Genomic DNA, 12,380 nt, shown 5'->3' with positions numbered 1-12,380 from the left:
AATTACGTGCTTGGAGCTTAGACGTGCGCGCCTGCGATAAAGGCGGCTGAATGAAGTGGAAGGTGGATGACATCTTCAAGCTGGGTGGTACCGCGTTAGTTTGCAACTTAACGTCCCTGCATGCAATTGTTTGCGTGTAGGGACTTTTTTTATTTAAACATGTCCATGCACGTAATGAATTTAACCATTTTAGGAGGAATGAACATGACAAACGAATTATTACAAGATTTAGAATGGCGTGGTTTGCTATACCAACAAACAGATGCGGAAGGCATGGCAAAATTATTAGATGAACAATCTGTATCTTTATACTGTGGGGTAGATCCAACAGCTGACTCCATGCATATTGGACATATTGTTCCATTGTTAACACTTCGTCGATTCCAAAAAGCGGGCCACCGTCCAATTTTACTTGTTGGTGGTGCGACAGGGATGATCGGTGACCCATCTGGCCGTTCAGAAGAGCGCCAATTACAAACAGTAGAGCAAATCGATAAAAACGTTCAAGGAATCCGTAGTCAATTAGAACGTATTTTCGAATTTGCGGAAGATGGCAATGGTGCTCAGCTTGTGAACAATCGTGACTGGATTGGTAATATAAACACAATTGAATTTTTACGTGATTACGGGAAACTAATTAACGTAAACTATATGTTAGCAAAAGATACGATTGCTTCTCGTCTTGACACAGGAATCTCGTTTACAGAGTTTGCCTATACGTTAATTCAAGGTATTGATTACAATCATTTATACAATCACTACAATTGCCGTATTCAAGTAGGTGGCTCTGACCAATGGGGTAATATTACAACAGGGTTAGAGGTTATTCGTAAAACACACGAGGAAGAAACGAAAGCCTTTGGAATTACGATTCCATTAGTAACAAAGGCAGATGGTACAAAGTTTGGTAAAACCGCAGGTGGTGCTGTTTGGCTAGATAGTAAGAAAACATCTCCATATGAATTCTACCAATTCTGGATCAATGCAGCTGATGCAGATGTCATAAAATACTTAAAAATCTTCACGTTCCTATCTCGTGAAGAAATTGAAGCTTTAGCCGTATCTGTAGAGGAGGAGCCACATTTACGTAAGGCCCAAAAGGCGCTAGCTGAAGAAATGACTCGTTTAATACATGGTCAAGAGGCATTAGAGCAAGCCATCCGTATTACAGCTGCTTTATTCTCAGGAGATCTAAAAGCACTTTCAGCCGAAGAAATGAAGGACGCTTTTAAAGACGTTCCTTCTATTGAAATGGCTAAAGAGGATAAAAACATTGTGGACCTACTTGTGGAGGCCGGCATTTCCTCTTCAAAACGTCAAGCACGTGAAGATGTATCAAATGGTGCTATTAGTGTAAACGGTGAAAAGGTAACAGATTTAGAATATGTAGTCGATGCGAAGGATCGTTTAGAGGATGCATTTAGCATTGTCCGTCGAGGTAAGAAAAAATATCATATGGTGAAATTTATCTAATTTCTATTTGCAAAACCACATCCCCAAAAACACTGGATGTGGTTTTTTCATCATAAGAAACTTGGAGGTTTTATTTGTTCATATTCTTTAGGATGCAGTATTTTTCCAAGCTTTATAGCACCTTCAATAAGTCGTGGAGAAGGGCGACAATACAGCCATTCTTCCATTACATGGAGCTGTTCCGATTGAATGGCATGTAACTCTTTGGCATTTGGACGTTTTAATAAATTAGCAGGTTGGATACGCTCAAATGCGACACCAACCCAAGCCATCATGATATAGTCAGGCTGGCGTTTAACAACATCTGTCCAATCTGTTTGAACACTAGCAAGCTCAACATCTTGAAATAGATTTATGCCACCAGCAAGAGCGCTAATTTCTGTTAGCCAATTTATTTTCCCAGGAGTGAAAATAGGGTTCGGCCACCATTCCCAATACAGGGTAGGTTTCTTCGGAATTGTTTGTGCAATGGAATACATTTTTTCGATGGAATGCATGTACTCTTCAGCAATTGTCTTTGCTTGTTCCTCCACTTGACAAGCTTTCCCGAGTGTCAGAAGATCTTGCGCAATTTCTTCTAATGAGTTTGCATTAAAAATAATATGAGGAATATTTCTTTCTTTTAGTGCCTCAATGTTTTTTTCCATACCAGGTACACTCAAGGAAGCCAGAACAAGATCAGGCTGTAATGCCTCTAATGCATCCATGTTAATTGATAAATCAGGCCCAAGCTGTGGTAGATCTTTAACCGATGATGGCCAATCAGAATAATCATCAACTCCAACGAGCTGGTCTGTCAGCCCTAAATAGGCGACTAATTCTGTATTGCTAGGACAAATTGAAATTAAACGCATATTATTTTCTCCTATTCTTTTTAAGAAAAGTATAGCGAGAGTTCCCGTGATAGACAATGTGTGTGTATCGAGTCCATAAAAAAGTGGAGAAAACATTTGTTTTCTCCATCCTTTGTATAGGCTTATAGGAAACCGTCGATTAAGAAAGGGCAACTGCCTCGAGTGACTCTTCTTTTTTCACAATAGGACCCATTGCATTTGTGATGATTTGTTTGATATCCTCTAGTGTTGCTTTACGAGGGTTCGTCTCAGCACACACATCTAATAATGCATTTTTTGCTAAGATCTCAATATCCTCATCTTTTGCACCTAATTCACGGAAGCCGCTAGGAATATTTAAATCTTGTGATAACTTCTCAATAGCTGTAATAGCCTTTTCAGCCGCATCTCGCTTACTTAAACCTTCTACATTTTCTCCTAATAATTCAGCGATACGAGCAAAGCGCTCTGTACGTGCTGTGACATTAAATCGACAAACATGTGGCAATAAAATAGCGTTGCACACGCCATGTGGTAGGTTATAGAAACCACCCAATTGATGAGCAATTGCATGAACATAGCCAAGTGATGCATTATTAAAGGCCATTCCCGCTAAAAATTGTGCATATACCATTTGTTCACGCGCTTCTATATCAGCTCCATTTGCATAGGCACGTGGTAGATATTCAGGAATTAGCTGAAGGACCTTTTCAGCACATGCGTCCGTGATTGGTGTAGCATTCGTAGAAACGAATGATTCAATAGCATGTGTTAGTGCATCGACCCCAGTAGCTGCCGTAAGAGCAGGAGGTAAACCAATCATTAATTCAGGATCGTTTATAGAAAGTAACGGTGTCACATGCTTATCAACAATGGCCATTTTTACTTTGCGTGCTGTATCCGTGATAATAGTGAAACGAGTCATTTCACTGGCAGTACCAGCAGTTGTATTAATTGCAATTAATGGCACAAGTGGATTTTGTGATTTATCAACGCCTTCATAATCATGAATGCGTCCACCATTCGAAGCAATAAGTCCGATACCTTTTGCTGCATCGTGTGCGCTGCCTCCTCCAAGAGAAACAATAGAATCACAGTTTTCCGCATGATACACGGAAATGCCATCTTCTATGTTTTGATCTGTTGGATTTGGTTCTGCTTTAGGGAAAATTGCTACATCAATTCCAGCAGCTGTAATGATGTTTGCAATTTGTTCTGAGAGACCTAATTTGTGTAGACCCTCATCTGTTACGATTAATGTCTTTTTCACTTCTAAATCATTTAAGCGTTTACCAACTTCTTGAATTGCTCCAGGTCCAAATAAGTTTGTTTTCGGCATAACAAATTGCTTTAGAACGTCTGACATATTTCCAACCCCTTTTAAAAAATTATTATTGCTTGAATGATGGTGAACCACCTTTCGCAATTCATCGTATTCTATTTTTTGTAAAAGTTCAACTCGTATTTTTATTAAAATTGTTAAATTTCTTCATGTTATTATTTTACAAAAAAGTTAAGGTGATGATAGGAGCATTGGAATGTTGTTTTGTTGTAGAATATTGAATTTAAAAAGGTTTTAAAAATATTTTACTATGAAAGTAAAATATATTTTTTGGAAAACAGTTCTATTTTGATGATCTAATGAATAGTAAATAACTGATATTTTGTTTTTATTATAAAGGTAGTGATTATGTTATTTTGAAACTATGTAATTGTTATTTTAAAGTACATAAAATTGCCACAATATAAGAGAAAAAATTATTGTTGGTTATAATAATCTGGGCAATGCGTCTGCGCTAAAAAAGTAGTGCATCATTTTGAAGAAATCAGTGAAAATAAAAATTCTTGCTTTGGATTAAATTTATAGTTAGAATAGTTGATAGTTAGATAATCTAATTAAAAGGTGATTGTAATGACAAAAAGTAAGAAAACGTACACACATGAAGATGATTTACCTGTATTAGGGGTAGAGCCGTATATTGAACTGATTCAAATGTCTTCTTCAAGTGATACAAATCGAGAAGATGCCAAGCTGGGATTAATGTTGTTATGGTTAAGTGATTATGTGCTGGATGTAGCAGACAATGAGTTAGCTCCTTTTGGCATTACGGAAAGTAAATTAGACTTATTACTATTGCTGACTCTACATGAAGATAGACGAGCGACTCCATCAGCTTTAGCTCAACGATTAGGAATTACGAGAGCATCAGCAACGTCAATGCTTGATTGGCTAGAAAAGAGAAATCTTGTTGTACGGAATCATAGTAAAGAAGATCGGAGGAAGGTCTATGTAAGTTTAACGGATGAAGGTCGTGCTTTTATAACGAAAGTGTTACCGACTTATTGGTCGTCATGTGCTTCTAATTTAATTGATTTGGAACCTGATGAACGAAAAGTATTTGAAAAGCTAGTGAGTAAATTATTAAAATCTATTCAAAGAAAATTAAAGGTGGAACGTTAAACTGTAGCTATGTTGGTACAGTTTAATTTTTAATCGTTTAATTAGATTATCTAACTATAAGTTAATCGAACTAAAAAGGTGATGTATTTAAATGAACATTGTAATTTCAGGAAATCGAGCAAATTATGCTTTAATGACAACTATTTTATCCTGGACAGGTATGGTAGTGATGTCGAGTCTCTATTTAACAATACCTCTGATTAGTGTATTCAGTGATTATTTTCATATTTCATTGACTAAAGCGGGTTTTACATCTAGTGTTTTTTCACTTGGATTTGCACTAGGGTGTTTTTTTATGGTGCGATATCAGAAAAATATGGTCGTAAAAATATCATTGTATTTGGGCTTTTTTCATTAAGCGTAATAACGTTACTTCTAGGCTTAGTTAATGACTTTTCTTTTATCCTTCTATTGAGAGGATTACAGGGGCTTGCGGCAGCAACATTTTCACCAGTAGCACTTGCCTATATTCTTGAGTTTTTTCCAAATGATCGAAAAGTTGGGGCAGTAGGTTTTATCAGTACGGGATTTCTTGTAGCGGGTATAGTTGGTCAGGTGTTTAGTGGATATGTAAGCGACCATAGTCATTGGCACGTCATCTTTTATGTACTTGCTGTAGTGTATGTTATGACTGCTTTGTTAGTCGTGTGGATCTTACCGAAGGGAATAATTCAGAATGAAACTAAAAATATATGGGCTCCTCTGAAGAGAATTGGTATTATTTTCACCAATAGAAATTTGATCTTTAGTTATATCATTGCGTTTGCATTATTAATGTCATTTGTCAGTATGTACATTATTCTAGGGGCTTATTTAACGAGTGATTTCTTTGGTATGAAAAGTCAGAACCTTATCTACATTCGTATCTTTGGGATAGTGGGGATGGTTATGTCACCATTTGCGGGGAAAATAGCAAAGCGTTTTAATGTGCTGTTTGTACTGAAAATGGCCTTAACTCTTTCGATTATTGCACTGACCGCGATGAGCTTTATTTCAACTATAGCCGGTTTAACAATCAGTAGTATTTTATTTGTTGGTGGGATTGCACTTGCTGTTCCTTCATTAGTAACGCTTGTTAGTCAGTTAGGTTGGAATATGGGAGGGATTGCAGTTTCTATGTACACAGTAATTTTATTTGCTGGAACAAATGTTGCACCGTTCATATCTGCTTATTTCATACAATTTGGTAGCTTTACTGTAGCCTTCCTCTTACTTGCTACAATACTCGGTACTGGATTAGTTTTTGCGCTAATGATTAAAAGCGGAAAAAACGTAGGTTCTAATTGATTGTTCATAGAAAAAAAGCCCTGAAGCCTTGGTATACAAGGGATTTCAGGGCTTTTATTAGCATCAATTGATTAACGAGAGTAGTACTCTACGATGAATGCTTCGTTGATTTCAGCTGATAATTCAGAACGCTCTGGAAGGCGAGTGAATGTACCTTCTTTTTTGTCAGCATCGAATGTTAAGTAGTCAGGTACGAAGTTGTTTACTTCGATTGCTTCTACTACTACAGCAAGGTTTTGAGATTTTTCACGAAGAGAAATCGTTTGACCTGGTTTTACGCTGTATGATGGGATATCAACGCGTTTGCCATCTACTAAGATGTGACCGTGGTTAACTAATTGACGAGCTCCACGACGAGTACGAGCTAAACCTAAACGGTAAACTAAGTTGTCAAGGCGAGTTTCAAGAAGGATCATGAAGTTTTCACCGTGAACACCTTTCATTTTACCAGCGCGGTTAAATAGAGTACGGAATTGACGTTCGTTCATACCATACATATGACGAAGTTTTTGTTTTTCTTGAAGTTGTAAACCGTATTCTGATAATTTTTTACGTTGGTTTGGACCGTGTTGTCCTGGTGCGTAAGGACGTTTTTCGATTTCTTTACCTGTACCGCTTAGTGAGATACCAAGACGACGTGATAATTTCCAAGATGGACCTGTATAACGAGACATATTGTTGTCTCCTCCTTTAAATTTGGTTTTTTGTTGTAAAACAAAAACCAGTAGTACCCATTCTTACACGCATTTTATTTTCATGTACTTTCGCCTATGCAGCCGTTAGGTTACACAATACACCATCTAATTTTCATTGCTGATCATCTAAGTGGTTGTACATCAGAAAATAGAGGAATAAAATACAATCATAAGCTTATACCACTGCTGCGTTTATTTTACACAACCTCCATTGTAACTGCTTCGGACAAGGACGTCAATTATTAGCTAGTAAAAAAATTTAAAAGAACATAGTAGGAAATTCCTCACTACCTATTTAAAATAATATGGGAATAGTTAATGATACGCTGTGTTATGTAAATTGTAAAAGTAAGGGATAATTACATAGTCAAAATGACACAAATTATGTATAATATATTATAAGTTAATAGTAATTGATTTGGACGTTATATAGAAAAGGTGATTTCATGACAGACCATTTACAAACGCTAAAATATATAAAATCTGATGTTTTGAGCTTTTGGGTGAGTTCTTATGAAGAACAAACTAGTTTTAATGGGTATTTTTGTTCATTGAAACAGTTTCTAAAGAAGCGCTTGAAAATTGATAATGCTGCTTTTCTTAGTTTTGAAGGTAATTCCTTAATCCCAATCGAAGAGATGGCTTCATTAACAATTGAAACAAAGCTAAATGCTGTGTCATGGCTGATGATCGAAGCTAGTTTTTATCAACAAAAAGTAGTGAAAATTCCTTATATATTGAAAGCAAGACAGGCCTATTCAATGATGACAGATATGGTGCTTTTCCAAGCAGAGGGCAAAAATCCCATTGGTATATTACTTGTGGAGGCAACAGAGTCTTGGACAGACTTTATGACCTCGGAGTATGGTGAAGAGTGTATAGAAACACTTTCAAAGGTTCTTCAAATGATTAGAGACAATTTAGATGTCAAAATAAATGAAGACCAATATAGAAAACTATATAACATGACTGACTTATTTCATTCAACAATGGATATTGATTTAATTTTAGAAAATGTATTAAAAAATATACGGGATAATTTTCCTGAGTTTAATGTGGAGCTTATTTTATCGAATGATCAAGATCGACACACGACCATCGATATTAAGCTTTTTGATTATTTATCAGAAAGACCTGCTACAATTGAAGCCTTTGTATCAGGAGAGTTGACGACAGAGCTAGCGAGCGATTTAAATTGTCGGTTGTTAAATGCGCCGATTAAGGGCAGGCAAGCTATTTATGGCATCTTGCAAGTAAGTGCACCCACCACTTATCTTTTTTCAACAACCGAAAAAGATTTTGTACGGATGCTGGCACAAGCTTCAGGAAATGCTCTTGAAAATGCAAAGTTATATCATCAATCGCATCGCCTCGTAAGTGATTTACAGCTCATCAATGAAACTTCGCATCGTTTAAATATGCGAATTGACATTCATGAAATGTTACTTTTCCTACAAAAGCAGTTACTGAAATCCTTTCAGCCAATGGAAGTATGTTTCGCATTTAAAAAACACGATACATTTGAAATAACAGGTGCAAGTACCTCCCTGTTCCATTCAGAAAACGGTCAAAGTTATATAAAACATGTTGAACAGCACTTTGCTCAAACGAATGATCCACTATTTGTTGCCGATTTCAGCCGTCTAACTCCTAATCAAATTGAGTATCGCTCTATTATGGCGATTCCTATACTTATGGAGGAAAAGATTAATGGTTTTAGTATTGTCTTACATAAAGAGCCATATTTCTTTTCATTCGATAGTTTCAAATTAATGCAATCTTTAATTCACCATTCATCATTAGCCATTGCAAACTCAATTTTACGAACACAGCTTCAGGAAATGGTCGATTTGGATCATTTAACGAAACTGTATGCTCGTAGTTACCTCGATCAGTTTGTAGAAAAATCACTTGAATATGATCAATCTGGTATGTTTTTGTTAATTGATATTGATAATTTTAAACGCATTAATGATACGTATGGTCACCAAGTTGGAGATAAAATTCTTGTTCAGATTGCGGTTCAATTAAAAGAGACTATTGGAAGTCGTGGGATTTGTGCAAGATGGGGTGGAGAAGAAATGTCTGTCTATGTCCCTAACATCGATGAAAAAGAAGCTTTAGAATTAGCATCAACCATTGTGGAAGTCATCCCAAGTACCACAGATCCACAAGTAACCATTTCTGCGGGTCTTATAACATGGGATGAGCGAGATCGACCAGCGTTCCAATCTGTGTTTTTACATGCAGATACTGCCTTGTATGAGGCGAAAAACAGCGGGAAAAATCGCTTTTGTACTCACAATGGATCGTTCCAAACGAATTCATAGGATTATAAAGCAAAACGTAAATGGTTGTTTAAATAAATCGCCCTGAAATGACAATATAAAACATTTCAGGGCAATTTTTATATTGTATTATAAATGGTTAAGAAGTGTTTTAACAAATTCCTCTAGGCCATTACGATCTTCCTCTGAAAATCGATTCACGATAGGACTATCGATATCTAACACACCAATAATTTCACCTTGCTTCATTAGCGGTATAACAATTTCAGACTGCGATGCAGCATCACAGGCAATATGCCCTGGAAAATCATGTACATCTTTTACAACAACTGTTTCTCTTGTTGCCACAGCTGTACCACAAACACCACGCCCAATAGGAATTCTAACACAGGCAGGAAGACCCTGGAATGGTCCTAACACAAGCTCATTATCCTGCAAGAGATAAAAACCAACCCAGTTAATGTTAGTTAAAAATTGATTTAACAGAGCAGAGGCATTACTTAAATTGGCGATTTGATTGGTTTCGCCAGTTAATAGTGCATCTAATTGTTTTGATAATGTCAGATACTGGTCAGCAATTGATCCTTCGTAATTAATTTGTGTAAACATACTAAGCACCTCGTTTAAAAGTTATTTATATTGGTAATATAACATTATAGTGTTGATGTAAATCTTCTGCGCAATGTGCATCTGAACCAAATACATATGGTAGTTTAATAGTTTGACTATAATTGATAAGGGCAAATGGTGGATAAGGCTCCTGACAATATTGTTTACTTAAACCAGCACTATTTAAATCTAATTCATAGCCCGCGAATTTCATGCTGTCTAATACTTCTTTGATACGTGGGGTGTCATTGATTTTTTCGTTGTGCGCTAGTTGGAATTTATGAATAAGTGATGGATGCCCAATCCGTTTCGGTTTGTATGGTCCAAGATCTGCTCTAATCGATTGTAGGACAGTATCATAATATAAATCATATAGCAGTTCAACAGAGCCAACTTTTTTTGAAAAATCAATAAAGCATTCAGAAGAAAAGTCGATACATACAAAGGTATCTTGCCATTTTAAAAAATGGACTGATAAAATAGCGTCATCTAAAAGATGTCCATAGGTATCAAGGAATTGACGAGTTTCTTGTTCGTAGCCTTGGATGTAGTCAACTTCTAGTCCGATGCGGATACGAATATCTTGTGCATACTGTTGTTGTAGATGTTGCAATTCTTCAATGTAAGACATGAGATCATCAGGATTCATGCCACTATCTTGTTGCGGGGTTGGATCGACAAAACTTTTGGGCAATGGGGCGTGTTCTGCAAATGTTATATCTGTGAAATGTTGAGAAATTGCTTTTTCAATATATTGCTTGAATGAGTCCGTAGTGCCATGTGGACAAAAAGGACTATGTATATGCCCATCACGTTTCATAATTTACCACTCCTTTAGCTCTATAGATACGCTATTTAAATATTTCACAATAGCGAAAATACAGTTTTCTGAAAAACACTTAAATTTTAGTACAAAAGGCGAAAACATAGTATATAATAAATACAACTAGCCAATTCGTTTATTGTAGAATAGGAGGCTTACGATGGAGTATATCATCATTCCGATTATCCTACTATTAATTTTAGCCATAGTAGGATTTATGATGCGAAGAAAACATGTTGCAATTATTGCAAAACTAGAAAATGAAAAATTACAAATACAACATAATCCTATAAATGAAGAAATTTCAAAAGTAAAATCTTTAAACATGAACGGTGAAACGGAAGAAATGTTTGAACGATGGCGCAATACTTGGGATGAAGTCATCGACGTACATATGACTAAAATCGATTCTCTTCTATTTGATGCTGAGGATCAAATTAATCGACTTCGTTTTAAAAGGGCAACTTTAATAGAACGTGAAATTGAAGATTACATTGAGAAATGCGACCAAGATAAAAATAAAATTTTAGAAGAACTGAATGAATTAATTGGCAGCGAAGAAAAAAATCGAATTGAAATCGAACAATTAAAAGAATACTATCGCTCTGCAAGAAAGACATTGCTGGCTCATCAGCATTCATTCGGTGTAGCATTACCTGCATTAGAGAAGAAGCTAGAGACATTTGTTCAAAAATTTGAAGAGTTCGATGTCCTAACAAATGAAGGTAATTATTTGCAAGCGCGAGAAATTGTCATTAGCTTAAATCAAGAATCGCAGCAGACATTCGAATATATTAATGATGTTCCAACCATCTTAACGGAAATTCAAGTAAAGCTACCAGGTGCGGTTCAGGAATTGCGTAATGGCCAGCGTGAAATGGAAGACCAATCTTACTATTTACAGCATTTAGAATTGACAGATGCACTTAATAAATATGAAAAAGAATTTGAGGCATTAAAACTCGAACTTGCAGAGCTGAATTTAAAAGTTGTTAAACCGCGTGTGACAGAAATAAATGAAGAAATCGACCATTTTTATGATTTACTTGAAAAAGAGGTTATTGCTAAAAATTATGTAGATCAAAATTGTGATCGTTTATTAAGTTCTATTACCAATGTCATTTCTTCAACAAAATTAGTGAATGACGAGGCAACGTATGTACAGCAAAGTTATCATTTAAATGAAAAAGATGCCGAAATTCCAAAAGCCGCTTTAAAACAATTGGAAGCACTGCAACGTCGCTATGATCTATTAGCTATGCGAGTAAGGGAAGAAAAATCAGCTTATTCTAGCTTACAGGAAGAGTTAATCGAAATTAGTGAAGAGCTTGAACGAATTCACGAAGAACAAGGTCATCTGTCGAATACAATGAAGAAACTTCGAATAGATGAAAATAAGGCACGCGCTCAAGTCGAAAACTTAAAGAAAATATTACAGGATACGGATCGTTTATTGAACAAGGCAAATATTCCAGGAATTCCTGAGGAGATGGATGCACGACTTGATGAGGCAGCAGAGCACATCTATGTTGTCATGCAAAGCTTGCAAGAAGTACCACTTAATATGGGTACTGTTCATAATAATCTAAATGCAGCAACACTCTGTGTAGAGGATGTTAAAGTAAAGGCACATGAGTTAATAGAAAATGTGATGCTCATTGAGCGTATTATTCAGTACGGTAATCGCCATCGTGCATCGAACCCAAAATTGAACGGACGTTTAAGAGAAGCAGAAGAGGCTTTCCATCAATTCCGTTATGCAAAGGCTTTAGAAGAAGCAGGTACAGCAGTGGAAGAAATGGAGCCAGGTGCCTTAAAGCGTATTCAAGAAATGGTTGCCGAAGAATTCATAGCAAAATAATTCAAATAACATTTTGAGCTGTCTAAAAAGTATAGCGATTACTTTTTAGA

9 protein-coding genes, 1 pseudogene and 1 other annotated feature (1 of these 11 running past the window's edge) are annotated in these 12,380 nt (G+C 36.2%); of the genes and pseudogenes, 5 read left to right on the top strand and 5 right to left on the bottom strand.

All coding sequences use genetic code 11. The features are described 5' to 3' along the window. Window positions 1–121 (top strand) — a binding site (T-box leader); it begins 88 nt to the left of the window's first position. An 83-nt stretch (window positions 122–204) separates the two neighbouring features. Next, entirely contained in the window at window positions 205–1,473 is a 1,269-nt protein-coding gene (tyrS, locus tag HXV90_RS16930) for a tyrosine--tRNA ligase (RefSeq protein WP_115674505.1), read from the top strand. Between the two features lie 50 nt (window positions 1,474–1,523). Here the strand turns inward: tyrS and HXV90_RS16925 are convergent, their stop codons facing one another. Together HXV90_RS16925 and HXV90_RS16920 are read right to left on the bottom strand one after the other, a co-directional pair. Then, window positions 1,524–2,327 (bottom strand): cobalamin-binding protein, encoded by an 804-nt coding sequence (locus HXV90_RS16925; RefSeq protein ID WP_269897648.1) that lies wholly within the window; start codon window positions 2,325–2,327, stop codon window positions 1,524–1,526. 139 nt (window positions 2,328–2,466) lie between these two features. Next, entirely contained in the window at window positions 2,467–3,672 is a 1,206-nt protein-coding gene (locus HXV90_RS16920) for an iron-containing alcohol dehydrogenase (RefSeq protein ID WP_004226138.1), read from the bottom strand. A gap of 546 nt (window positions 3,673–4,218) precedes the next feature. Here HXV90_RS16920 and HXV90_RS16915 point away from each other — a divergent pair. Further along, window positions 4,219–4,767 (top strand): MarR family winged helix-turn-helix transcriptional regulator, encoded by a 549-nt coding sequence (locus HXV90_RS16915; protein WP_048393524.1) that lies wholly within the window; start codon window positions 4,219–4,221, stop codon window positions 4,765–4,767. 91 nt (window positions 4,768–4,858) lie between these two features. Further along, a pseudogene (locus HXV90_RS16910) lies at window positions 4,859–6,054 on the top strand (MFS transporter). Between the two features lie 71 nt (window positions 6,055–6,125). Here the strand turns inward: HXV90_RS16910 and rpsD are convergent. After that, window positions 6,126–6,728 carry a 30S ribosomal protein S4 gene (gene rpsD, locus HXV90_RS16905; protein WP_004226141.1) on the bottom strand — a complete coding sequence of 201 codons (603 nt, stop codon included), beginning with the start codon at window positions 6,726–6,728 and terminating at the stop codon, window positions 6,126–6,128. A gap of 467 nt (window positions 6,729–7,195) precedes the next feature. Between rpsD and HXV90_RS16900 the strand changes: the two genes are divergently transcribed. Then, window positions 7,196–9,079: a sensor domain-containing diguanylate cyclase gene (locus tag HXV90_RS16900; RefSeq protein WP_048393527.1), complete on the top strand. Its 1,884-nt coding sequence runs from the start codon at window positions 7,196–7,198 to the stop codon at window positions 9,077–9,079. 87 nt (window positions 9,080–9,166) lie between these two features. On the opposite strand, the gene HXV90_RS16895 is transcribed toward HXV90_RS16900, so the two are convergent. Both HXV90_RS16895 and hisJ read right to left on the bottom strand, forming a co-directional pair. Beyond that, a complete protein-coding gene (locus HXV90_RS16895) occupies window positions 9,167–9,646 on the bottom strand; it encodes a GAF domain-containing protein (protein WP_048393529.1) in 480 nt (159 codons plus the stop codon). A gap of 25 nt (window positions 9,647–9,671) precedes the next feature. Next, window positions 9,672–10,466: a histidinol-phosphatase HisJ gene (gene hisJ / locus HXV90_RS16890; RefSeq protein ID WP_269897647.1), complete on the bottom strand. Its 795-nt coding sequence runs from the start codon at window positions 10,464–10,466 to the stop codon at window positions 9,672–9,674. A gap of 163 nt (window positions 10,467–10,629) precedes the next feature. Between hisJ and ezrA the strand changes: the two genes are divergently transcribed. Beyond that, a complete protein-coding gene (ezrA, locus tag HXV90_RS16885) occupies window positions 10,630–12,330 on the top strand; it encodes a septation ring formation regulator EzrA (RefSeq protein ID WP_054549944.1) in 1,701 nt (566 codons plus the stop codon). Window positions 12,331–12,380: the final 50 nt, after the last annotated feature.

It is taken from the genome of Lysinibacillus sp. JK80 (assembly GCF_027557635.1).
GTDB lineage: Bacteria > Bacillota > Bacilli > Bacillales_A > Planococcaceae > Lysinibacillus > Lysinibacillus capsici.
The sequence above is the reverse complement of the archived record's forward strand: the minus strand, read 5'-3'. Positions and strand labels throughout refer to the sequence as shown.